The organism is Lacticaseibacillus parahuelsenbergensis (genome assembly GCF_030770265.1).
Taxonomy (GTDB): Bacteria; Bacillota; Bacilli; order Lactobacillales; family Lactobacillaceae; genus Lacticaseibacillus; species Lacticaseibacillus casei.
Map to the genome: position 1 here is coordinate 2,694,587 of NZ_CP132482.1, position 24,954 is coordinate 2,719,540.

The following is a 24,954-nucleotide window of genomic DNA, read 5'->3' on the forward strand; positions in this document are numbered from 1 at the left end:
ATGCTTCTCGTACTGGCCATTATATTGCATGCTCGCAAATTTTCGTCAACGGCTCTGAAAATTTTGACTTATTTATTATCGAGATTCTCATGGTTACTTTTATAGCAACTCGGTTAATCAGTATTCGATTATAGTTATTCATTATTGTCATTAATGGCATGTTCTGCGAAAGCTTTCGGATATATCAGTTTTGCAAAATAAGCTGTTCGGAAATTAGCATATAATATAGTTTCCTAAATATACTACTTAATAATATTTTATATTATAAAGCGCTTCCATATAAAAATAATATGTGCTATTCTACTTGTATAAAAACAGACAGCAACGCATTATCACAACTTTAATGAGGGGTAGAAAAAATGGAAAGTAAAGTGCACTATAAACGCTATAAGAGCGGTAAATTCTGGGTGACCGCTTTGATTTCGATTTCACTCGGAACGTTTGGGGTTATCACCATTCCGCAGATTTTTGAAGCTGTACCGGTGTGCGCAGATACCACACCGACTGATATCACCGCTACTGTTAAACCTGATGAGTTCTTGAACTTTTTCCGTTTGGGAGGAGGCACGGATCCAAGCCAAGGCTCTGCCATTGCCTATCCATCAGGTCAATTAGGTTTTCAGGTTCAGTTAACCCCTGACGTACCAGGTCAAATAGGGACTGCCGCGTTAAAGACGAAAATTGATATGAATAAAAGTTTTAAATTTCAAGGCAGGCTTTTTCTTGGCACCAAAGCTAACGCGGCAGATGGCGTTGCATTCGGCTTTGCTGATGAAGATCCGGGTAAAACCGGTAAGGCTGGGAACGCATTTGGCATCGGCACATTAAAGAATGCATTTGGGGTCAAATTTGACGAGTATTACAATGGCCAGGAAGACACTGGTGCTTATTTCAAAGACCCAGGTGTTGAAACCGACTATCCTCAGATGCGCGTTATTCAAACAGTAGGCCCACTGGGTAAAGTTAAAAGCATCGAAGGAGCAGAAGGCGAATTTTATCAAAAACTCGATGATCCCAAGGGCCAATATTTACCATTGATCGTCGATTACAATGGCGATTCTAAGCGGTTAACGGTCACTTATGGCGGCAAATCAATTTCATTTGATGCTGGACCATATATTCAAAACGATCAGCTCTCCATGTTTATTATTGGTTCAACCGGCGAAAAGTCCAATCAACATCTGTTCGACTTTGAATCATTCACGTACACTCCTGGACTGGACGCAGTTAAAGCTGATTTGAAAAACCGATTAGTAACTGAAGCAGATACTCAAAAAACAGCTGTGACTACCGACCCGACGTTAACGACTCCGGAACGTGAAAAACAAGTCACCGACATTAACACTGCTCTCAAAACAGGACAGGATGCAATTGATGCCGCCACCACGACACCTGATGCCGTTAACGCTTTTGATACCAATAAGCCACTCATTATTGCGGTTCACCAGTCTGGGCTACCACTAGATCAACGAAAAGCAAATAAAAAGGCGGAGCTGAAAACAGAACACGATAACATCATCACCGCGATCAACAACGATCCGACGCTGACTTCCGACCAGAAGAACCAGCAGCGGGGTAATGCTGATACGGCTCTTACCAATGGCAATACAGCGATTGACGGTGCAACTGATGCGGATCAAGTTGACCAAGCATTTTTAAATGGGAAAAAAGCGATTGACGACGCCCATCAACCCGGCGCCACGCTTGATGCGCAAAAAACCGCAAAAAAGCAAGCGTTAGATGACGCGGCAATAAAAGTTAAACAAGACATTCAGAAAGATCCAACTTTAACTACTGCCAAGAAAAAGACCCAAACCGATAACGTCGACACAGCCTTGACCGCTGGCAAAGACGCGATTGATAAGGCCGACACCGCCGATGCTATCAATACCGCTGCCGATACTGGCTTGGCCAATATTCAAAAAGCCCATCAACCTGGCCTCTCCTTGGATGAGCAGAAAACGGCTCAAAAGAAAGCCCTGCAGGACAAATACAATCAAGTTGTTAACGACATTAATAATGACCCTACTTTGACGACCGCACAGAAAAAACCACAAATTAAGAATGCCTCTGATGCGTTTAATCAAGGTAACCAAGATATTGATAACGCCGCCACAGCTGATGCGATCAACCAGGCAGCCACAACCAGTCAAGCCAACATCGACAACGCCCATCAAGCCGGCAAACCACTTGAGGATCAGAAAAACGCCCAACGAAAACGGCTGACGGATGAAGCCACTGCAGTCAAGAAAAAGATTCAAGATGATGTCACGCTGACAAAAGCGCAAAAGGCCACGCAAACTACCGCAGTTGATCAGGCCTTGACAGATGGCTTAAAAAAAATCAATGACGCTAAAACCGCTGATGACATTAACACCGCTGCTGACGCTGGTATCACTGATATTGATAAGGCCTACCAACCCGGCACCCCGCTTGATGCCCAAAAAGCCGCCATGAAAACGGCTATTGACAATGCCGCGACTAAAGTCAAAAAAGACATTCAAGATGACCCAACCTTAACCAACGCCACAAAGCAACAGCAAATTGATGCGGTTGATAAGGCTGTCACGGCCGGCAAAGATGCTATCGATGCTGCAACCAATGCCGATGACATCAAAACTGCCGCTGATGCCGCGATTACCAACATCAATAAAGCACATCAGCCCGGCAAATCGCTTGAAGACCAAAAAAAGGATCAGAAAACGGCCATTGACAATGCCGCAACCAATGCAAAGAAAGCCATTCAAGACGACCCAACTTTAACAACTGCTGAAAAGCAACAGCAAACTGATGCAGTTGATAAAGCTGCCGAAAACGGCAAAACAGCTGTTGACGGCGCAACCAATGCTGACGCCATCAACACTGCCGCAGACACCGCGATCACCGCCATCGGTAAGATCCATCAGCCTGGCAAACCACTTGATGAGCAAAAGGACGCCAAGAAAACGGAACTTGACAATGAAGCCACCAAAGTTAAAAAGGACATTCAAGGCGATCCGACGCTGACCACTGCCGAGAAAAAGCAACAAACCGATGACGTCGACAAGGCGCTAAAGGATGGCAAAGCTGCCATTGACGCTGCCAAAGATGCGGACAGCATCAACCAGGAATTTTCAGACGGCAAAACGAATATCGACAATGCCTATCAGCCGGGCCGAACGCTTGACGAGCAAAAGAAGGATCAAAAGAAAGCCCTCGATGAAGAAGGCGAGAAAGTCAAACAGGCGATTCAAGACGATCCGACGTTGACAACGGCTGAGAAAAACCAGCAAATTGCTGAGGTGGATAAAGCAGTCAAAGATGGCGACGCTGCGATTGACGCCGGAACCAACACTGACGAGATCAACAAAGCATTCACGGATGCCAAGCAAAACGTTGACCAAGCCCACAAATCCGGCACGGACATCAATGACCAAAAGGACGCTAAGAAGAAGCTACTCGATGAAGAAGCGGTTAAAGTCAAACAAGCGATTCAAGACGATCCGACCTTGACCAGTGCTGAGAAGAAGCAACAAACTGAAAATGCTGATAAAGCACTCAAAGATGGTAAGGCCGCGATTGACGCCGCCAAGAATGCGGACGGCATCAATGAAGCCTTCGACTCCGGCAAATCCAATATCGATAACGCTCACCAACCAGGGGCAAGTATCGATGATCAGAAAGCCGCGCAGAAGAAGTCACTGGTTGATGAAGCTGCCAAGGTCAAAAAGGACATTCAAGATGATCCGACGCTGACCACCGCTGAAAAGCAGCAGCAAAGCGAAAATGTTGATCAAGCGCTGAAAGATGGTGAAGCGGCTATTGACGCGGCTAAGAATCCTGACGACATCAACCAGGCTTTTGATACCGGCAAAGTGAATATTGACAACGCCCACAAACCAGGCACCAGTCTCGATGATCAAAAAGCCGCTCAAAAGAAGTCACTGGTCGATGAGGCCGCCAAAGTTAAAAAGGATATTCAAGACGACCCTACCCTAACGACAGCGGAAAAGGACCAGCAAGCCGCCAATGTTGATCAAGCGCTGAAAGATGGTGAAGCCGCCATTGACACCGCCACCAATGCCGATGACATTAACAAAGCGTTCGATACTGGCAAAGTGAACATTGACAACGCCCACCAACCAGGCAAATCCATTGAAGATCAAAAGAATGCCCAGAAGAAGCTTCTGGACGAGGAAGCGGCAAAAGTTAAACAGGACATTCAAAACGATCCAACTTTGACCGCTATCGAGAAACAGCAACAAACAGAAAATGTCGACAAGGCCCTCAAAGACGGCAACGCTGCAATTGACGCCGCCACTAATGCTGACGACATCAACAAGGCCTTTGACACTGGCAAAATCAACATCGACAACGCCCATCAACCAGGCACAAGTATCGATGATCAAAAAGCCGCCCAAAAGAAGTCACTAGCCGATGAAGCTGCTAAAGTGAAGCAGGACATCAAAGATGACCCAACGCTAACGACTGCCGAGAAGCAACAACAGTCCGAAAATGTCGACAAGGCGTTCAAGGACGGTGAAGCAGCCATTGACGCCGCTAAGAACACTGATGAAATCAACCAGGCGTTTGACACCGGGAAAGCAAATATCGACAAGGCTCATCAACCGGGCACCGCGATTGACGATCAGCAAACCGCTCGCAAGAAAGCACTCGATGAAGAAGCCGCCAAAGTTAAAAAAGACATTCAAGATGACCCAACACTCACAACCGCGGAAAAGACGCAACAAAGTGCCAATGTTGACAAGGCACTAACGGACGGCAAGGCAGCCATTGACGCCGCCAAAACCGCCGACGACATTAACAAGGCCTTTGACACTGGTAAAACCAACATCGACAACGCTCATCAGCCGGGCAAACTGATTGATGATCAAAAAACCGCCCAGAAGAAGTCACTTGATGAAGAAGCCGCCAAAGTTAAGCAGGACATCCAAAATGACCCAACGCTGACGACAACCGAAAAGCAGCAACAAGCCGATAACGTGGATAAAGCGCGCAAAGATGGCCAAGCTGCGATTGATGCCGCTACTAATGTCGATGATATCAACCAGGCGTTTGAAACCGGCAAGATCAACATTGACAATGCTCACAAACCTGGCAAATCGCTCGATGATCAAAAAGCTGCCCAAAAGAAATCACTGGATGAGGAAGCGGCCAAAGTTAAGCAGGACATCCAAAACGACCCAACGTTGACGACGACCGAAAAGCAACAACAAACCGACAACGTTGACAAGGCGCGAAAAGACGGCCAGGCCGCCATTGACGCCGCCAAGGATGCAAACGCCATCAACCAAGCGTTTGAAACCGGCAAAGCAAACATCAACAACGCGCACCAGCCAGGTAAAGCGCTGGAAGAACAACGCGTGACTGCCATTGCCGAGATTGACAAAGAAACCGTAAAAGTCAAACAACAAATCGACAATGACCCAGTGCTGACCGATACGGAAAAGGCCACGCAAAAGGCCAATGTGGACCACGAAGCAGCACTGGCCAAGGATGCACTAGCAAAAGCGGTTAACGCCGATGCTTTAAATGCAGCACTAGCTGACGGTATCAAGAAAATCGATGCCCAGTACGTGCCAGGCACAATAAAATCACCAACCTCCGCTCCTAAACCAGATCCAATGAATACTACGCCACGGCCAACAACAACCCACTCACTGTCAACCACGCTAACGCCAACCTCCTCATTACCGCGAACCGGTGATAAACCAGCAACCGGCTTAGCTGCCCTGGGTGCGTTCATCCTAAGCATGTTTGGCTTTGCGCTGACAGGTAAAAAACGCAAACGTTCTTAAGTAAAGTCAGCAACCTGAAAATCCTCCAAAAGTAACGCAACAAGCCCCCTGATCGAGATGCCGTAACGGCGCTCGACCAGAGGGCTTGTTTCATTCCGATGTACCATTTAAATCATTCGACAAACGGCGCTTTAGCAACGTACGAAAGATGCTTCACGTACTGGCCTTTGTGTTGAATGGCAGTATATTGCTGCGTGGCATCATAGCCTTTGACATGCTTCAACGTATAAGAAAGCTTTTGACCCGTTTTCGAGTAAATCTTAACGTCCTGATAGGTCTGGGTCTTTAAAGGAACTTTGGCAAAGCTTGTTTCTTCGCTGATAAACGGATTGATTCGATCCGTCCATTCATTGTGAATCGAAAGCAGCGCTACCACACTGATCACAATAAGTGCGCCGACGACGAGCAGCATTTTCTTCGTACGCGCCATGATTCATTGCCCCCCTTTTCCAATCAATAACCATCACAAAATACCACCATGTCAGTAAACTTGGTTCAGTTTCTTCATGCTCAAATATTATGATGACAGATTGATATTTGCAATTTTTTTCACCCGTTACTTGCATATGTGAAAATGCCAGCGAAGCGGCTAGCTTAAAATGTTCTTTTGATAATCTCAGTCTGTTGCCTCTTAGGCTATCACCCGTCCACCTGCGCAAGCTTACCGGCCATCACTTGCTGCAATTGCTTGAGCGCCGTCACCACGACATCCGCATTCTCACCCAAAGCTTCCCGCAAAAAAGCATCATTCTGTTCAAAGTACGCACGAATATGCGCCGCATCATGTTGCGCCTTAGGGGTTAGCTGAATCGTTTTATACCGGGCGTCCTCTTTTGATGCCGTTCGAACGATCAGCGCCTTACGTTCCATGAGCTGTAGCAGTGCTGTCGCTGATGACTTTTGAATATTGAATTCCCGCTCAACATCGGTTTGGTAAAGGCTGCGGTGCGAACCGTGGCGCGCCAAAAAATCGATGATGCTCATCTGCACCTGCGTTAATCCCATTTGTTTGGCCTCGCGATCTGCTTATCGTTGCAGGTCATTATTCAATTTCTTGACCAAGATACCTATCGAATCTGTCATCATATCCTCCATTATCTGAATCGCTACTGGTTCAGAACCAGTCATCTGCCTGAATAACTTGCTTTCAGAAAAATAAGTCGCTATAGTAGCATATAGTTCTATATAGAACTATACACAACGGAGGTTTTTATGACAAGAAAAGTATCAGCTAAATTGTATCTTTCGATTCTCGCCACTGGCCTCATGGCGTTTTGCGGTGTCTTAATCGAAACCGCCATGAATGTCACCTTCCCGACTTTAATGAAACAATTTCAGGTCAATACGGGCACAATTCAATGGTTAACCACTGGGTATTTGCTAGTCGTGTCAATCATCGTCCCTATTTCCGGATTTTTAAAACGCCGCTTCACCACCAAGCAGCTTTTCTTAACCGCAACAGCTTTTTTCATCCTCGGTTTAGCTATTTGTAGTGTCGCAAATGATTTTGCGCTTTTACTGATTGGTCGGCTGATTCAAGGCTGCGGCACGGGGATTGCCTTACCTTTAATGTTCAACATTATTCTGGAGCAGGCACCGCTGGATAAAATCGGGTTTTTGATGGGCATTGGCACGTTGGTAACGGCCATTGCGCCAGCACTCGGGCCGACTTATGGCGGGGTTTTAGTGGATTTAAATTGGCATCTCATCTTTATTTTCCTGCTAGTCGTCATGGTGATTGCCTTGTTTCTCGGGCTGTTTTCGATTACGCAAGTCACCAAACCGGTCCATGTTCATTTGGACTTCATCGCTTGGCTCTTGATCGCGATCTTCTTTGCCGGTGCCATTTTAGGCCTTAACCGCATTGAAAATGATCCCGGCCAGGCTGCGATTTACGGCGTCGTTGTCATCTTAGGCCTCATCGGTTACACCTTGCGTTCCTTGCATGTCAAAGAACCCTTAATCAATCTACGCCTTTTGACCAACGCCTCGTTTGATTGGCACGTTATCACGTTTCTTATCATTCAGATCGTGAACGTCGGCTTTGCGTTTGTGTTGCCTAACTACCTGCAATTAGTCAACCACACAAGTTCATTAATCGCCGGACTGCTCCTGCTTCCCGGCGCGGCATTAGGAGCTTTAATGGCGCCAATGAGTGGTAAATTATATGACAATTTGGGGCCGGCCAAGCCGATTTTCATTGGCTTAGCTTTGCAGCTGGTTGGGATTCTGCTTTTGTTAGTCACTGCCTTGACTGCCACGCCGGTCATGTTAATGCTTGGTTATGCAGCTGTCATGTTAGGGACCGGCTTTGCCATGGGTAATATCATGACCAGTGGCCAAGCGCAGCTAACCAAAGCCGAAACAACAGATGGCAATGCGATTTTCAACACCTTGCAGCAGTTTGCCGCTGCCTTGGGAACCGCATGTGTCTCTTTGATTGTTGCCTTGGCGCAGGTGCCTAAGACCACGGCACACACAACCGCGGTTGGCGGGTTACACGCCTTTTGGTTCTTATTAATCCTGGCAATCATCGGTGATCTTGCGATTGCGATCGGCTTAAAAACCAGACATGCCCAAACCCAGGCCGCAAGTTACGATGCTTAATCGTCATAGCGGCTAATCTCGAAAGCTAAAGAAAGCTGAGATGAAAAGTCTCCCTGTCGAAAGTGAACAGGTGTGACTTTTTATCTCAGCTTTTTCTTTTGCTATCATTCGCTGACACTTGGTTGCATAAATCCTGGCTTTAGGCTTCGGCTTTACCCGCCTTCACGTCTTCCAGCGACAGCCCGAGTTGCTCAGCAATGCGACTACCATATTCAGGATCGGCTTGGTAGAAATTATGCGCAGCAAGAACGCGGACTTCCTGGCTCGTTACCTGTTTGAGGTTATTGACAATCGTTGTGACCAGGCGGGTACGCTCGTCTTCACTCATGACGCGATACAGGCGGCCTGCTGCCGAGAAGTTATCTTCGTCGTAAGGTTTATAGTTGCCGATTTTGCCATTGACAGCATCTTGATGGATCTGGGCGCTATGGTCTTCTTCAGGACCGCCATGTGAATTAGGCTCGTAATTAACCGACCGATCCTGCTTGGCAGCCATGAAACCATCACGCGCATAATTGTGCACCGGGTTCAACGGCCGATTGACCGGCAGCTGCTCGTAATTGGCCCCAAGTCGATAGCGCTCCGCATCTTTGTAGCCAAACAATCGCCCTTGCAGCAGCTTATCCGGAGATGCTTCAATCCCAGGAACAAAATTGGCCGGTGAAAAAGCCGCTTCTTCGACATCGGTAAAATAGTTTTCCGGATTTTCATTCAGGGTAAACTCACCGACTTCAATCAACGGATAGTCGTGGTGAGAAACCACTTTGGTGACATCGAAAATATCGTACTTATATTCCAGGCCTTCCTGATACGGCAAAATCTGGACATAGACCGTCCACTTGGGGAAGTTGCCAGTTTCAATGGCACTAAACAAATCATTTTGCAGATAATCAGTATCGGTTCCGGCTATTTTGGCAGCTACTTCATCGGTCATATTCTGAACCCCTTGTTGGCTGATGAAGTGATACTTAACCCAGAAAGCCTCACCTTGCGCGTTGACCCACTTAAAGGTGTGGCTGCCATAACCGTTCATGGTGCGATAGCTCGCAGGATTGCCGCGGTCGCCCATCAGATAAGTCACTTGATGGGTGCTTTCCGGTGAATGCGCCCAGAAATCCCACTGCATGTTGTTATCGCGTCTATGCGTGCGCGGATCCCGCTTTTGCGAATGAATAAAATCAGGAAACTTCAACGGATCATTGACGAAAAAGACCGGCGTGTTGTTGCCGACGATGTCATAATTACCGGCTTGCGTGTAAAACTTCAGCGCAAACCCGCGAACATCGCGAATCGTGTCGGGATACCCGCTTTCACCGGCAACCTGCGAGAACCGCAATAAAATCGGTGTTTCTTTGCCAACGCCATTAAACAGATCCGCCTTTGTGTACGCCTTCATATCATGCGTCAGCTTAAACACACCTTTGGCACCTGCGCCTTTCGCATGCACAACACGTTCCGGAATGCGTTCCCGGTTAAAATGTGCCAATTTCTCCAGCAATTGATAATCCTGCAACAACACCGGCCCGCGTTCGCCAGCGGTTAAACTATGATTATTATCCGCCCACGCCTGACCTTCGCCTGTGGTTAGTTTATCTGTCATTAAAAATCCCTCCTGAGCGTGAACCGGCGCGGTTAGAAGTCGAAGTGTAAGCGGCCTTGAGCGTGATGGCCCGGTCTTGGCCATTGCGATCAAGGTCCTTACACGCAGACTTCTGCGCCGGTGAACGCGTTAATGTGTGAGCGTGAACCGGCGCGGTTAGAAACCGGCTAGACGCTATTATTCAGTCATTAGATTGTGCACAACCATTGTTATTCAATGATAAGGATTATTCAAGCAAACGGCTCGCTTGGCAGGCATTTTCACGCGCCTTTAAACCAACACCTCAACACCCGCTTTTTCCAAACTCGTCGCCAGTGGTTGATCCGGGCGCGCGTCCGAGACGACGGCTTCCAGCTCATCTTCATGGCACAGGCGGTAATAACTTTTCACATTGTATTTTGAGTGATCGCACAGCAGGATCGTTTTTTCCGCATGTTGCATCATGGCACGCTTAACGCTGGACTGCTCCTGACTGGACATGAAGACGCCATCGTTGGTCAACCCGACACACGACATAAAGAACAGGTTTGCCCGAAAATTATTGAGAAACCCAATCGCATCATCCCCGATAATCGAGCCCGCACCATTGCGCAGCCGGCCGCCAGTGACAAAAGTTTTGATGCTCGGCAGACCGTCAAGTTCAACCGCGACCCGCAACCCATTGGTAATCACGATGACATGGTTCAGCTTGGCAAGGAATGGTGCCAAAAAGGACGCTGTTGAGCTTGAATCAATGAAAATAGCCTGATTATCCCCGAGAAATACACTCGCCGTGGCGGCAATTCGATGCTTCTCCGGCGCTCGCTCCTGTCCCCGAAACAGATACGGCAATTCCAGATTATCTGCTTTCACCAACTCAACATAACCAAAACTACGATGCACCTTATCCAATCGCTCTAAAGTCATTAAATCCCGGCGCAATGTGGAATTGCTGACAAATAAGGTTTTCTCCAAATCCGTCGTGCTCACCACTTTTTTATGCTCCAGAATCGTCATGATCCGATTGAGCCTTTCATTTTTAAACACAATATCGTCCCCCTATTCACCCTTAACCAGTTTAAAGGGCTGCGAAAGCGGTTGCAAGAAATGACGCTTTGTGACGAATTATGAAGCTTCTTCGACGCGTTTCCCGCGCTTTAGCCAGAATGTTCGCCAAGCGCCGCTACGACAGCGTTTTCAACTATAATGACGGTAATCAATCATGGAAGGAAGTTATTCAAAATGGAAATGATGTTTCAGGCGGAACGTGACGATCTTGCCCACACAGTCAGAGTCATGTTCGATCGCAAAGATACCAACGTCGCAGGCGGCAACATGTCGGTCAAGGTTTTTGACGAACAGGAACATCCCTACATCCTCATGACGCCGACGTTTATGTCCGAAACCTACTACTCCGAACTACATCCGGCGCAGATTCTGGTCATCGATGCCGAAACCGGCCAAAAAATCGATGGTGTCGGTGACGTGACGCGCGAAGTCAACATGCATGAGAAAGCCTACAACGCACATCCGGGCATTCGCTGCATCTATCACTCGCACGCAGAAGAGTCCATGTTCTGGGCCACCGCCGGACTTGACATGCCCAACGTCACCGAAGCCACCCGCGAGTTAGGCCGCATCCGCGTGCTGCCATTTGCCCCGGCAACGTCCATGGAACTCGCCAACACCGTCTACACGGCTTTAAAAGAAATCGGCGACAAGGCAATGGAGAATGTCTTCCTATTAGACAGCCACGGCATCTTGATCACCAGCACCGACCTCCACATTGCGGCACGCATCATGGAAACCTTGGAATGGAACGCCCGCATCGCCTATCAGCAAGCTATCTTCATTAAATTGGGCTTACTCGACGACTACCACTCCTGCGGCCAAAATTATCAAAAACCCTACAAAGAAGTCCCACCCATCGCCGTCCCCGGCATCCCGATCAAAGCCAAGCAAGTCCCACTACCCAAAAATCCCCAACGCCCAGCCAGCGAAATGCAGCCAGGCGAAGTCACGCCAGCCAGCACCGTAAAATAGGCGATGATTCAGCCCCACTGCCGCTTTATCCCAGTTGTGTCAAAAGACACCCAGGATGAAGCGGCTTTTTTAATTCAGCGGCAACGGCTCAATTGTGCTAAGCCGCAAAAAGCCGAACACTCCCAGATGGAAATGTTCGGTCTTTTTGATTATCAAAAGTTTCACTTGCTAATTCGAGAAGCTAGAAAGACCTAGTAGTGCCAAGGCGAAGCAATCGGAGGCGGGGGCGGGCTCAGTGGTGAGATTGTACTAGCCGGGTGATCTTCCCGGCGTAGTACAAGGCCGAGCTTAGAGACTCTGCCGGGCTTGCAGAGGCTCTAAGTCGTGCCCACCACGTTCCAGCCCAGCACCCGCCGGAGATTGCGGAGTTTGGCACGACAAGTAATCTACAGCCTACGCTTTTCAGTACATCACCTTACCGCTACGCAATGACACCCTTTTTCAAAATCAAATTCCCGTACAACGCCTGCTCACCAGTTTGCACAATGGCGAAGCACTGCTTGGAATGGTCGTAAAAGTCAAACCGCTCCAGCGACTTCAGGTGAAAATCCGGAAACGACTTGGCGAGCTCAGCGCGATAGTCGTGCCAGATCGGCGGCTCACCTTCCGGAACATTCTTGTCACCCGGCACCACCGCTTGAACCACCGCCTGATAATCCGCGTACGGATCCAGTGGCATCAGCGTCAAAATGCCTTGCAACAACGTCGGAATCGCCAACCCATCAGCCCGAATCACCCGCGCATTATTCGTTCGCGCCGGATAATTAGCATCCGCCAACAAAATCTCGTCGCCATGCCCCATCTCCATCAGCGCCTCAACCAGCGCCGGTGACAACTGCTTTGGAATATGCTTCAGCATCACTTCACCCTCTCACGCATGCTTGGTTTCCCAATAATGTTCGATATCTTCCAGTGTCCGTCCCTTAGTCTCCAAGACGTTCCGGTGAATATAAACCACCGCCAGCGCCGACAACGCCGCAAAAATGTAAAAGACGTTAATCCCTAACGCTTCCAGCATCATCGGGAAAATCAACGACAGTAGGCCATTAAACAGATACTGCGTAAACGTAATGACCCCCATCCCCAACGCCCGCGCTTTTAATGGAAGAATCTCCGGAACATATGACCAAAAGACCGGTCCTAATCCAAACCCGAAAGCAAAGACATACACGAAGATCGCAATGATCGCAATCGTGGCATCGTTAGACCACAGACATAGCACAATGGCAGGCGGCACTTGACCGGCGAGACTGATCTCCAATAACTTCTTCCGCCCCAACCGATCAATAAACGGTAGCGACATCAAGGTTGAAATCACCAACGCGCTGCCGACTGCAAAATCGGCAATGATACTGGCATTAGCCATCCCTAAGTTGTGGAAAATCTCAGGGGCATAATACACCGCAGCGTTGATACCGGTAAACACCTGGAAAAAGGTCAAGGTAAACAGCAACAACATCGCTGGTCTAAAGGCGCCAAACAGCTCACGCATCCCGGCTTCTTGGGACTTCAAACTATCTTGAATATCCTGAATTTCCGATTCGACTTCATCGTCAGTGGCACGGACCCGTTTTAAAACCTTACGCGCCTTGTCAACTTTCTGATCACGAATCAACCAACGCGGACTTTGCGGCGATAACATCATGCCAATCGCAAAAACCGCTGCCGGCACTGCCCCGAGACCCAGCGTCCACCGCCAACTATCAGTCGGCAGGTTATAGGCACCAACAGCATAAGCCGCCAGAATCCCGACATTGACACTCAATTGGTAAAGCGACGACATTAACCCGCGAATATGCGCTGGCGCCAATTCAGAAAGATAGATCAGGCCATACATATTGGCGATCCCCGCCGCAACCCCGAGGACAAAGCGGGCAATCATCAACATCACCGTATCCGTTGATAACGCGCTGAAAATACTGCCGGCGATAAAAATGATCCCGCCGAGGACTAAAACATTACGTCGTTCAATTTTCTTTTCCATCGCGGTAAAAACAACGATAGACGGCAACGCGCCGAACAGCAGAAACGAAACAACTAGGCCTTTTTCTGCTGAATTTAAGCCGAATGCGGTGGTTATCGACGGCAAGGCCAGCGAAATGGCGCCTGAATCGTAGCCATATAACAGCCCTGCAAAGCCGCCCAGAATGGCAAACAGGTACACAATCGGTTTCGTTGCCGGTTTGGTGACAGGTTGCTTCGATGTCGTCCCCATATCACTTCGCCTCCATTTTTGGTGGTAACTCAGCCACTACTGCCTTGCCTTTTTCTACCATCTGTTGAAACGCCTTGAAGTGCGCGTCAAGATCCGGCACTGCTTGCGGCTGAATGGTCGAAACGGTGTACGTCCGCTTCATGGTTGCGGCCACGTCTTCCGGCGCTAATTTTTTCAGCACCAGCAACTGCGACACAATGTTTCCGGTTACACTGGCTTCGATCGGCCCGGCGCTGACCGGCATTTGGGTCAGATCCGCCGTTAGCTGCACTAACAACTGATTCTGGATCCCGCCGCCAAACATATGAATCTTCGTCAGTGGCGTTTCCGTAGCCTGCTCCAAGTTGAAAATAGTTTGCCGATACGTCATGGACAGACTTTCCAAAACGATACGCACCAACTGACCGCGACTTTGCGGCAACGGCTGGCCGGTTTGGTGCAGGAAGGCTTCAATCTTTTCTTCCATCCGACTCGGACCGGTGAACAACGGATGATTCGGGTCAATGTAGCTGTGCAGGGACTCAGCCGCCTGCGCTTCTGCGGTCATTTTGCCAAAATCAACCATCTCGCCTTGATACGACCATTCCCGTTGTAACTCCTGCACGATCCACAGGCCGGTCACGTTTTGTAATAGGCGATTGCTGCCGTCAAAACAGCCCTCATTGGTCAAGCCGGCATCGGCTGCCGCCAGCGACACGATCGGCTTGACGGTTTTGCGGCCGATGATGGACCAGGTACCGCAACTGATAAACGCGGTTTGTTGCCAATCTTCCGACGTCAGCGGCAGCGCCAACACCGCCGCGGCGGTATCATGCCCAACACCATTGATGACCTGCGTATCATCATTCAACTGCAATTCCGTCTGAATCTCCGGCCGCAATGGTCCCAGCACAGCGCCACCTGTCACCAGATGACCAAACCAGTTCCGCGGAATACCCAACTTGTGCAAAACCGCTTCATCCCAGTCACGATTGGCAACATCAAGCAAACCACTGGTGCTGGCAATCGTAAAATCGGTCTGTTTGACACCGGTAAAGAAATACCCAATCAGATTCGGCATCATCAACACATCCGCGCCTTCTGTCAGCAAAAACGGATAACGGGTCACATCAGCAAAAAGCTGCACATTGGTATTGATCATGGCCGCCTGATTACCTGTTTCCAGAAACAACTTGCACGGACTCATGCGCTGGTAAAATGCCTTTTTGACGGCGTCGGTTCGTGAATCCCGATAGCTGTGCGGGGCAAATAACAGCTCACCGCGTTGACTCAAGATGCCATAATCAACGCCCCAAGTATCAATACTCATGCCGTCGATCCGCCCAAGATCCCGCCGCGCAATGGCTAGGCCATACTTGATTTCCTGGAAAATTTTCAGATAATCCCAATACAGATGACCATTCACCGCCACTGGTTGATTGGAAAAGCGAAACTGTTCTTTTAAGTGAATTTGGTCACCATCAAACTGGCCGGAAATCAAGCGACCGGAACTCGCGCCCAGATCAACGGCAATTAAATTTGTTATTGCCATGGTTATCACTCATTTCCCCAGCTATTTGTATAACGGGCCAAAGTTCTTGCAGGCATTGAAGTCTGCCGCTTCTAGATTTTCCGTGCCTAGTGACGACCATGCCCGCGGCCGGAAAATGTCGGACTCAGGAACATTGTGCATATTCACCGGAATCCGCAAAATCGAAGCTAAGGTAATCAAATCAGCACCGATATGCCCATAACTGATGGCTCCATGATTGGCACCCCAGTTGTCCATCACGTCATAAACCGATTTGAACGCGCCATGTCCGGTCAAAATCGGTACAAAGAACGTTGATGGCCAACCCGGATCGGTCCGCTTATTGATAATGTCGAAAACATTCTCCGGCAAATCAACGGCATAGCCTTCTGCCACCTGTAATTCCGGACCCACACCCTTGACCAGATTCAGACGCGCCATGGTGACTGGCATGCCCTTTTCACCGCCGCGGGTCACATAGTTAGATGAGAAGCCGCCGCCACGGAAGTAGCCAATGTTAGCCGGAATCCAGCGGGTATGATCAAGATTGGCCTGAGCTTCTTCTTCGCTTAAGTCATAGAACGGCTTGATCGCCGGCTGGCCGTCAATTGTCTCCTGACCGGTTGCATCAAGCGTTTGGGCACCCGAGTTAGAAAGATGCAAGAATCCATTCTTGGCTACCCCTTCAAGTTTGGTGCCAGTGACACGCTCAACGGCTTCAGGGCTCCAGTACGTCCGCACATCAGCAAAAATCTGCGGCGTGTTGGTCAACAGGTAGTTGAACAACATGGATGTCGCATTCAATGAATCATTTTCGGTCGCAAAAACATGCGGCTGATGAATGCCATTCCAGTCATACTGGGAATTCATGAAGGCTTCCATGTAGTCGCCATTAGGAAAATGATCCGTCCACTGCCGCTGTCCCTGGAACCCAGCCGCAATCGCGTTGTGCCCTTCGGCTTCTTCCTTGAAGCCCATGTCGGCAAGTTTCTTATTGCCATCCATGAGGTCACGAGCAATCATGGTCATTTTCACACAGGCAACAAGTTGCTCATGCTTTTGTTCATCGGTAAATTTGTTCGGATCGTCTTCATTGTAAAGATCCGGACCAATCGGCGTATTCTTTTCAGCCCAGGCCAAGGCCTTTTCGAATTCTTCCTTATCGTAAATACCTTCGTCCCAGCGGCGAACAATTTCCGTCATGTCCACATATTCGTTACGCATGCCTAAGTATTCCTGGAAGAAATCAGGGTCAACGGTCGAGCCGGCAATTCCCATCGCAACACTACCGATCGACAGGTAACTCTTGTTGCGCATGATGCCGGTCGCCAGCGCACCTTTGGCAAACCGAATCAGTTTGGTTTTGACATCGTCAGGAATGCTGGTATCGTCCGCGTCTTGCACATCATGACCATAAATACCGAACGCCGGAATCCCTTTCTGGGCATGCGCCGCCAACACGGCTGCCAGATAAACGGCGCCGGGACGCTCGGTACCATTAAAGCCCCAAATTGCGTGCGGCAGGTCCGGTGACATATCCATCGTTTCACTGCCATAGCACCAGCATGGGGTCACCGTAATCGTGCCACAAACTCCGGCGCGATCGAACTTCTCTTTCGACATCGCGGCTTCTTTAACCCCGCCAATGGTCGTGTCAGAAATCACCGTCTGCACCGGCGACCCATCCGGATATTTAAGCGTCGCCGCTAAAAGATCCGCCACTGAATGCGCCATCTTCATCGTCTGATCTTCCAATGATTCACGAATGCCACGCCGCCGACCATCAATCGTCGGACGAATACCAATCTTCGGGAATGTCATGTTTGTCATTTGTTTTTGCCTCCACATGTGCTGCTTGTCTAGTTACCATCTCGTTAATTTCATCAGCTGACTACGGCTTTTATGATAAGCGCTTTCATTCCACGCGCCAAGGGTTGGCAAAGTGATTGAAACTTCGTCAAAAAAAGCGCCAATTTTCGTCATAGTTCATCAAGCTTGTGAACTTTTCTTCGCTAGGGTGGGTATACCAAAAGAAAATGGTTGGTGGGGTGACTCAATCAGAAGCGTGCTGCTGGGGGGTTCATGCTTGTAAAACTGATGGCACTTCACTGTATCTTATACAGGCGATTTCTTGATGTGAATTTGCTGATAGTATCAGGAATGTTTGTAGCACTTCAAAATAAATTATTTAATATAAATTCTTCTGAGTGTTAGTAGGATGCTAGTTAAGCAACACTTACCAGCAGGAAAATATACGTGAAGAATAAACCAATCCTTTTTAGTGGTATCATAACTGTTGTTAACATTGCAGATACAGATGGTCGTCAACGTCGAAGCTATATTGATAAAGGTGGTAGACATAGTGAAACATCAAAAGAATGCTCAAATAAACGAAGAGATGCTAAACAAGCTCTACGATTTTGTCCTCGATCCTGATATCAAGGAGCGTGAGCGAAAAATCGGGCTCATGGCAAAAGCCGATATGGAAAAAGGTAGATACAACGTTGCGGTTCTTCATCAGACGCTCGTTAGTTTACAGAGAGAGTCAATGCGGTTCGGTCTGTCACGTGATGCAGGTAAATTTTATGATGATTTTCAAGTTCTCTATGATCAAAACCTTCCTTTTGGTACCAATCGCGGAGCATTAGGGACGTTGAGCAGTTATCTGGATTCGTGAGAGTGTAACAGGCAGTTGTGTTGCTCGCTACTGATGAGTTTGGTGCCTTCCGCACGCCACTAAATGAAAGCAAAAAGCGCTAATGCGTTGGAAAACAAACAATTATGAGAGACTGTGATAACCCGTGACGATTCAAAGGGATCCTTTGCTCAAAAGGATCGCCTATATGGCACTGATGTACTTCTTGGAGCCGCTCCCAGTTATTTTTTTGATGTTTATGGCTGATGCCAAAACTAGCTTAGGATTAATTGAACTTGCGAGCACCTTCATTGTGGCTGATGCGGTCATTATTTTTGTTGCATACAGATTTGTTCGCAAGTACACAAACACTAACTTGCTACAAAAAGCCAGCTTTCATGACCTTTTATATATTTTTGGCGGTTTTGTATTTCAATCAGTGAGCAATGCTTTTTTTGCATATCTAAACTACATAACGTCCAGTCAAATGCAAACCCCAAATAACCAAGTCCTCGAAAGGTTTTTATTTAGCCATCATCAGCTAATGGTTGGTATGCTTATCATCAACATGATTTTCATAACGCCCATCGTTGAAGAGTTGGTATTCCGAGGAATGGTGTTTAGCCTATTTTTCAATTCAAACCAAGCCTGGCTTAAAATTATACTAAGTGCGCTTTTGTTCTCATCCGTTCACGAAAGCAACACAATTTTCGGATTCTTGCTTTACGCCGCTTCGGGAATAGCGCTTGGATTTGTCTACTGGAAAAGTGGCAAACTGCAAAATTCGATTGTGCTGCATGCCCTCATGAATTTCTTTGCTGTGCTATCCATGTTTTCAATCATTTAAATAGTCAATCCAGAAGTCTGAGGCGATCAGATGAAGAAGAGACGAAATAGAAACCGTCTTGAACAGAGGGTTACTTCAAATTAATAGTTGCATCTGTCACAGCAATCATGTAATAGTCTCTATAGAAACCGAGTTAAATCGCAGAACAATTTTCATAAGAGGTGAAAAATGACAACGTGGGACGATTACGCACAGCAGTTGAAACGCGATCATCCAGATAAAGTAGCGATCATCGAAGCTCTGGCAGAATTGGAAAGCGAACGAATCAAACGTGGTATTTCCCAAAAACAATTTGCAGATATGATTGGCATGAAACAACCTCAACTGGCCAAAATTGAACGCTTGGATTCTTTACCAACGTTAAGAACGCTCAACCGATATGCAGGAGGCTTGGGTAAAAAGATCCATTTATCCATCGTTCCTCGCGAGGCCCGTTAATCTTTAAGCCAGAATCAAACAAAGAGGCACATGAATTTTCAAAACGGAAAATTCATGCGCCTCTTTGTTTGACAGCCCTAATGTCCGACAATGCGTCAACCCACTAATCAAAACTCAAATGAACCTCAATCCCCATCTTTCGCAACCAATGACGATCGGCCACACAATAGTTATCGGCGCCGATGGTATGTAGAAAAGTGAGCATCTCCACGATATGTTGATACTCGTGCGGTTCGTTGCGGAGTGAACACCGTAATGCTGCCTCTATCATCCTGATGCGGTATTTGAGGAAAATCGTGTCGGCGGTGGCAACAAGTCCGCGCAAGTTACCTAACAAGACGTTTGCCGTTGGTACATCATGCTTTTCAATGGCTGCGACTGCCGCGTAGAACAAGCCGCTGGTGAATGGTTCCAGAAAAATGTGGGCATGGGCGTGTTCAATTTCGTGAATGGCTCTGATCAGACAATGCCTGCTATCTTCGGGATTGGCTAAGTAAATTGAAGCCGCAAATAGTTGGAACTCTAGCAGGAACCACCGGCCATTGCCGAGCAAATAGTGAATCACCGGCGCAATTGCGTGACCGCGATCCAACTTTTCGTGTTTGAACATACTCCGATATGTTTTGAGAACAGTGACGATCATTGCATTGATAGTATCCGGCTTTTCTTCAAACGCAACAATCACTTTGTCTAACTCGCGGGTGTCTTCAGTAAGCGCAGCCTCAGCTAATGTTTGCCACATCTCGGGAATTTCGGTTGAGCCATCCACGAGTTCGGCAGTTTCTGGCAATGAAGCATGAACGCGCCGGAACAAGTCGCTGGCAAGCTTAATCGAAATGGTCTGACTGCCTCGTTCAAATCGCGAAATGGTGCTCAAACTAGTGTTACCGGCAATGTCTGCCATCCGCAGCTGTCGCCGTTTGCGCATAGCTGCCAGCAACAACCCAAAATTTGCAAATGTATCTGTCACGGCATTCACCTCTTCAGATTTTCATATATGCAAGCGAAGTTCCAAAAAAATTGTCATCGTCAATGTCCCATCGTATGCTTTTAGCATCGCGGACGTGTTGATGATAAGTAAAAATTTACCCGTTTCACAATAAACGTACGCTTCAATGAAGAAATTTGCGAGCAAAAAGACCGCAACAAGTGAATCTAAAACCTAGGCAAGTGGCACTCGGACAAGATCTCATCAAAATGTTCGGCCGAGCGTTGTTTGTTCCTAACGAGGTGTTTATACATTGGCATTTTTATGGCTGCGTTTACCCAAGAAACGAGTGGTTTTAGCCGGTGTCATCGCCGTATCGATCTGTGCATTACAGATGATTCAACTATTAAAACCGATCCCCGCCGGCAATTCTCCTTATACCCGTTGGCTGTCGATTGACCCTTTCAGTTTTTTACCAGTCATCTTTTTTATTTTGTTGCCTTTGATCGCCAGCATCCCCGCCGGAACCTTGTTGAAAAACGATGTTGATTCTGGCTTATTTGCAAAGGTTAAATTGCAATCCTCATTGCAAAAGGTCATGTGGTCCTATATTGGTATTGCCTTTTTAACCGGTTTTGCCATCATTACATTGGCATTGTTGCTTAACTTTGCGTTTTACTTTACCGTTTTGCCCAATATAAAACCGGACAACCTGTTGAACAGTAATATCCTGTTAATTAACCAAAGCACGCTGTTGGTCAGTCTTTACTACGCCCACCCATTATTACACGCCGCTATCTCTATCCTTTTTGCAAGCACTTGGGCAGGTCTTTTTTCTGTCTTTGTGACGGTGACGGCGATTTGGATCAAAAACGCCTTTGTTGCCATGAGTCTAGGACTGGTTGCGCAAATTGTTGTGTTGATGCTCAATAGCTTCATCAAGTTACCTAATTCTGTCAGTTACTCTCCCGCTGACTTTTTACATGAAATGGCCCCAACCAATGTCAGTCTCGCGGTCACTGGCATTGTCACTTTGCTGATGCTGATCTATTGCATTGCCTTTTCCCAAATCGGGGTGAAGCATCTTGTACCGTAATGTCATCCGTCAACAGAATCTACTCACGCATGCATTTCTCAAAATTTACGTCGTCTGTGCGTTGATCACGCTCATCATCAGTTTAATCGGCGGCAACAGCTTAAACCAAGAACTTATGTCACCGGAAAATCTGATCGTAATTATTTTCCCTCGCTACTTAATCTTTTGCGGACTGATTCCGACTTACCTGCTTGTATTACTCGCCACTATCCAGATTCGTTCACAAGATATTCTGCTTCACCAATCGCGAAAAGTGGTCGTTCTTCAAGCGCTATATCGGCTTTGCTTAATCACCATCATCATGGCTGGCGTTTGGACTGTTGGCACCGTTTTGATCATGACTGTCAGCCACCGTTTTTACTTTTTGGCGGCAATCTGGCTTACGATTTTGGTACGCGCCGTTTATTTGTGGACAGCGTGTTTTCTGCTAGGGCTAATTGCAATCACACTCACCTTTGCAACCAAAAGTAAGTTAATCGCATTTCTTATCAGCTTTTCCATCAGCGCGTTATCTTTTTACCTTGCCACTGCCACAATGCCTTCTTTATTCTTCGACTTTACCAGTGCAGATACTAATTTCGTCTTGCTTGGCAAAGAAACCATCATGTTAGGCGCTACTTTGTTCTTCGTTGCAGTCATGACACAGATTATCGGGAGGAGGGATTTATAGTGTGGCGACTGTTCCAAAATCAGTTTTTCTTTTACTGGCACATCATTCGGATTCGCTTGCTTTTCTGGTTAATCTTTATGAACCTCGCCATTATCACGCTCGCTTTCCAGATCGCTGGCAATCCCCACACATCCGTCATCAACCTGTTTTTTGATGGTACCAGTTACGCCATGGTGGAAACCCATCATGTTGTTTTGCCGGTCTTGTGGTTTGTTTATTTCTTTGCCCCGCTTTTAATTTCGCTCAACAGCTTCAAGCAGCTGTGGCAGGCGCGCACGATGCACCTGCGTGGATTACAAATACCCCCGCGGAAGTTTGCCAATGTCAATTTGCTATTGCTGGGTTTCATCACAACGACCTATTGTGCGTCGACAATGACCTCAACGTTCCTAGCCTCAATCGCCACATCGCGAGCGGGGCTTTCCACCACCCCAGGGACCTTCAGCGAACTTCTTTACCTTACTTGGCTAGGCGTTTTCACACTTTTGTTAATTCAGGCCATTGTCAATCGACTTAACCCACCACTCGCTTTGGTTATCCCTGCCGCTATCCTCATTGCGACCGCTTATTCGGCAAATCGTCACAACCCGTTCGGCTTCCTGATGCTCAGCCGACTTCCAGCCACAGGAACATGGAATGCTATTCTGATTTGGCTCGGCATCGCCATCGTAATGACGCTAAGTTACATCATCGTTGACCGCAACATCAAGTTAGCTTGAGGAGGACTTCATGACATTTATCGAATTACATCAGGTAGCTAAAGTCATCAAGCATCGGCAACTCTTGCACCAAGTCAATGCCAACATTGACCGCGGCAACATTGCAACACTTGAAGGCATCAACGGCTCTGGAAAAACGTTGATTTTAAAAGCGTTGCTAGGTCTTATCGCCGTCACCGGCAATGTAATGGTCGCCGGCAAAACCGTGCGGATGCAAGATGCTTACCCGATCAAAGCCGGCATCTTAATCGAAAACCCCAGCCTGATCGAGGACTTCACAGCGGCTAAAAATCTGGAATTACTGGCTAGACTAGACCCCAGTATCCAATCATCGCAAATTCAGGATTTGCTGACTTATTTTGACCTCACAAGATTTCCCAAGCAAAAAGTTCGCAAGTTTTCTCTAGGCATGAAGCAGAAACTGGGCATTGCGGAGGCATTTTTAGGCGGCTATCCGCTGATCGTCTTGGACGAACCCACCAATGCGTTAGATCATGACGCCATCGGCAAGTTGGTCCAACTCATTCAAGATTATCATGCCAAAGGCGCCACTTTCATCATCGCCTCGCATGACCACGATTTCGTGGAGCAGGTGGCGACTCAAAAACTATTGGTGAAGGAAGGGACGATCAGTGATGCGCACTAAACATAAACTTTTGATAATGACTTTTCTGGTCTTAATCTTAGTGATGTTGATCGGTATTTTCCGTTACCACGAAGTCAATGCCAACCCCAAATCACTCGGCGTTACCAAAGAAGTCTTCATTCATCAAAATCAATTCATTCATGCCAAGAATGTCGACTTCATGATTCGCAGCGCCCATGTCTCAAAAGGCAAAAGTCAAATCTTGGTACCGATTAAACTGACAATCAAACAAACCGGCCCGGCCGATTATGGGCATAAGAAAAATAACCCCAATTTTTTGGAAAATATGTGGCTGAACATCCCCTATAGCATCAGCACTGCAACGGCTGATGTCACGGATAAAGACAACCAGCGCATTCATAAAACCGAACATCTTTTAGCTGCCAAACAACCCATCACGCTGCATTTCACGACAACGCAAGCAAATTATGCGTTACGCAATCAGAAGATGAGATTCAGTTTTTTAGTGCCGACGGCGAATCATTATGTGAAATATTCGCTGTTGCTGGAATAATTTGAGCTTACTTATGAGAATCAATTCTCATGTTATCCAAGTATCTTCATCACAATACGTAAAAAGCCCCGATCACTCGGGACTTTCTTTGTTTATTCAACTTTTGCGCGTCGCTTCAGACCGCCGTCCTCGTTTCTGCCACGGCAATCGATTCCGCTGCGGCCGATTACGAATCGCGGCCAACATGTCTGCCTGACGCTGACGATCATCTTGAGCGTCGCGGTTCTCCAACGTGGCCCATTCTTCCGCAGTTAACAGTGCCACGTTTTGCGGCAGGTTTTTCTTGAAGAACTGGCGGATCTGGGCCTCAGATTGATCAAACATCAAGGAGTAGCTACCGCCTTTTTTAGACCAAAAGGTGACCATGGTACCTTGCTTGATGGTTTCAGTGATGATCCGATCGTAGCGCCGGTAGTCACTTGCATGCGCGACCGAGCCATACGTGATCACTTTGGTTTTGCCTAACCCCTGGCGATACAGCCCGACACTTGCCACCAGAATCGCCAAAATCACGAGGCGGAGGTTGCTGATGGTGTTTGTCGACCAGAACAGCGCAACGATTAATAGTGCTGCAACGATGGCGACCACGACTTTAAGCCAAGAGGACTTGGTTTTGATTTGCAGCTGTCGTTGCTGCTGCCACTCGAGATAAAGCAGTCCGCCTAACAAGAGTGCCGTTGCTGTTACATCTGTCATCTCACGTGCCCCC

General features: G+C 47.7%; 21 protein-coding genes. 11 read left to right on the top strand and 10 right to left on the bottom strand.

Annotation, left to right across the window (positions count from 1 at the left end; genetic code table 11):
• Window positions 1–359: 359 nt before the first annotated feature.
• Window positions 360–5,798 (top strand): DUF1542 domain-containing protein, encoded by a 5,439-nt coding sequence (locus LACPH_RS12545; protein ID WP_306387043.1) that lies wholly within the window; start codon window positions 360–362, stop codon window positions 5,796–5,798.
• 112 nt (window positions 5,799–5,910) lie between these two features.
• Here the strand turns inward: LACPH_RS12545 and LACPH_RS12550 are convergent, their stop codons facing one another.
• A complete protein-coding gene (locus tag LACPH_RS12550) occupies window positions 5,911–6,228 on the bottom strand; it encodes a YxeA family protein (RefSeq protein ID WP_274785129.1) in 318 nt (105 codons plus the stop codon).
• A 209-nt stretch (window positions 6,229–6,437) separates the two neighbouring features.
• A complete protein-coding gene (locus LACPH_RS12555; RefSeq protein WP_306387044.1) occupies window positions 6,438–6,803 on the bottom strand; it encodes a MarR family winged helix-turn-helix transcriptional regulator in 366 nt (121 codons plus the stop codon).
• Window positions 6,804–7,010: 207 nt separating this feature from the next.
• On the opposite strand from LACPH_RS12555, the gene LACPH_RS12560 reads away from it, so the two are divergent.
• The gene (locus tag LACPH_RS12560) at window positions 7,011–8,405 is read left to right on the top strand and encodes an MFS transporter (RefSeq protein WP_274785131.1); all 1,395 of its coding nucleotides are present in this window, start codon (window positions 7,011–7,013) and stop codon (window positions 8,403–8,405) included.
• Between the two features lie 139 nt (window positions 8,406–8,544).
• Here the strand turns inward: LACPH_RS12560 and LACPH_RS12565 are convergent, their stop codons facing one another.
• Complete coding sequence (locus LACPH_RS12565) at window positions 8,545–10,005, bottom strand: catalase (protein ID WP_306387045.1); 1,461 nt, start codon at window positions 10,003–10,005, stop codon at window positions 8,545–8,547.
• 270 nt (window positions 10,006–10,275) lie between these two features.
• Entirely contained in the window at window positions 10,276–11,031 is a 756-nt protein-coding gene (locus tag LACPH_RS12570; protein ID WP_087912935.1) for a DeoR/GlpR family DNA-binding transcription regulator, read from the bottom strand.
• A 195-nt stretch (window positions 11,032–11,226) separates the two neighbouring features.
• On the opposite strand from LACPH_RS12570, the gene LACPH_RS12575 reads away from it, so the two are divergent.
• The gene (locus LACPH_RS12575) at window positions 11,227–12,027 is read left to right on the top strand and encodes a class II aldolase/adducin family protein (protein WP_274785133.1); all 801 of its coding nucleotides are present in this window, start codon (window positions 11,227–11,229) and stop codon (window positions 12,025–12,027) included.
• Window positions 12,028–12,448: 421 nt separating this feature from the next.
• Here the strand turns inward: LACPH_RS12575 and LACPH_RS12580 are convergent, their stop codons facing one another.
• The 4 genes from LACPH_RS12580 to LACPH_RS12595 are packed head-to-tail and all read right to left on the bottom strand — an operon-like array spanning window position 12,449 to window position 17,582.
• Complete coding sequence (locus LACPH_RS12580; protein ID WP_274785134.1) at window positions 12,449–12,886, bottom strand: RbsD/FucU family protein; 438 nt, start codon at window positions 12,884–12,886, stop codon at window positions 12,449–12,451.
• Window positions 12,887–12,898: 12 nt separating this feature from the next.
• A complete protein-coding gene (locus tag LACPH_RS12585; protein ID WP_274785135.1) occupies window positions 12,899–14,242 on the bottom strand; it encodes a sugar porter family MFS transporter in 1,344 nt (447 codons plus the stop codon).
• Window position 14,243: 1 nt separating this feature from the next.
• Window positions 14,244–15,773: a rhamnulokinase gene (locus LACPH_RS12590; protein WP_274785136.1), complete on the bottom strand. Its 1,530-nt coding sequence runs from the start codon at window positions 15,771–15,773 to the stop codon at window positions 14,244–14,246.
• Window positions 15,774–15,794: 21 nt separating this feature from the next.
• Window positions 15,795–17,582, bottom strand: coding sequence for an L-fucose isomerase (locus LACPH_RS12595; RefSeq protein ID WP_274785137.1), 1,788 nt, complete (start codon window positions 17,580–17,582; stop codon window positions 15,795–15,797).
• Between the two features lie 568 nt (window positions 17,583–18,150).
• Between LACPH_RS12595 and LACPH_RS12600 the strand changes: the two genes are divergently transcribed.
• The 3 genes from LACPH_RS12600 to LACPH_RS12610 all read left to right on the top strand — a co-directional run bounded on the left by LACPH_RS12600 (window position 18,151) and on the right by LACPH_RS12610 (window position 19,672).
• The gene (locus LACPH_RS12600; protein ID WP_274785225.1) at window positions 18,151–18,429 is read left to right on the top strand and encodes a bacteriocin immunity protein; all 279 of its coding nucleotides are present in this window, start codon (window positions 18,151–18,153) and stop codon (window positions 18,427–18,429) included.
• A gap of 166 nt (window positions 18,430–18,595) precedes the next feature.
• Entirely contained in the window at window positions 18,596–19,234 is a 639-nt protein-coding gene (locus tag LACPH_RS12605; protein WP_274785138.1) for a CPBP family intramembrane glutamic endopeptidase, read from the top strand.
• Window positions 19,235–19,402: 168 nt separating this feature from the next.
• Window positions 19,403–19,672 (top strand): helix-turn-helix domain-containing protein, encoded by a 270-nt coding sequence (locus LACPH_RS12610; RefSeq protein ID WP_274785139.1) that lies wholly within the window; start codon window positions 19,403–19,405, stop codon window positions 19,670–19,672.
• A gap of 103 nt (window positions 19,673–19,775) precedes the next feature.
• On the opposite strand, the gene LACPH_RS12615 is transcribed toward LACPH_RS12610, so the two are convergent.
• Window positions 19,776–20,642, bottom strand: a complete 867-nt coding sequence (locus LACPH_RS12615; protein WP_274785140.1) for a helix-turn-helix domain-containing protein — start codon at window positions 20,640–20,642, stop codon at window positions 19,776–19,778.
• Window positions 20,643–20,913: 271 nt separating this feature from the next.
• Here LACPH_RS12615 and LACPH_RS12620 point away from each other — a divergent pair, with 271 nt between their 5' ends.
• Genes LACPH_RS12620 through LACPH_RS12640 form a run of 5 tightly spaced genes read left to right on the top strand, consistent with a single transcriptional unit; the run spans window position 20,914 to window position 24,245 of the window.
• Entirely contained in the window at window positions 20,914–21,696 is a 783-nt protein-coding gene (locus LACPH_RS12620) for a hypothetical protein (protein WP_274785141.1), read from the top strand.
• Window positions 21,686–22,366 (top strand): hypothetical protein, encoded by a 681-nt coding sequence (locus tag LACPH_RS12625; RefSeq protein WP_274785142.1) that lies wholly within the window; start codon window positions 21,686–21,688, stop codon window positions 22,364–22,366. Before LACPH_RS12620 ends, LACPH_RS12625 begins: the two co-directional genes overlap by 11 nt.
• The gene (locus LACPH_RS12630; protein WP_274785143.1) at window positions 22,366–23,085 is read left to right on the top strand and encodes an LPXTG cell wall anchor domain-containing protein; all 720 of its coding nucleotides are present in this window, start codon (window positions 22,366–22,368) and stop codon (window positions 23,083–23,085) included. The genes LACPH_RS12625 and LACPH_RS12630 overlap by 1 nt, the downstream gene beginning before the upstream one ends.
• A 10-nt stretch (window positions 23,086–23,095) precedes the next feature.
• Window positions 23,096–23,731 carry an ATP-binding cassette domain-containing protein gene (locus tag LACPH_RS12635; RefSeq protein WP_274785144.1) on the top strand — a complete coding sequence of 212 codons (636 nt, stop codon included), beginning with the start codon at window positions 23,096–23,098 and terminating at the stop codon, window positions 23,729–23,731.
• Window positions 23,721–24,245 (top strand): hypothetical protein, encoded by a 525-nt coding sequence (locus tag LACPH_RS12640; RefSeq protein ID WP_274785145.1) that lies wholly within the window; start codon window positions 23,721–23,723, stop codon window positions 24,243–24,245. The genes LACPH_RS12635 and LACPH_RS12640 overlap by 11 nt, the downstream gene beginning before the upstream one ends.
• 96 nt (window positions 24,246–24,341) lie before the next feature.
• Here LACPH_RS12640 and LACPH_RS12645 read toward each other — a convergent pair whose 3' ends face one another.
• A complete protein-coding gene (locus LACPH_RS12645; RefSeq protein WP_274785146.1) occupies window positions 24,342–24,941 on the bottom strand; it encodes a hypothetical protein in 600 nt (199 codons plus the stop codon).
• Window positions 24,942–24,954: the final 13 nt, after the last annotated feature.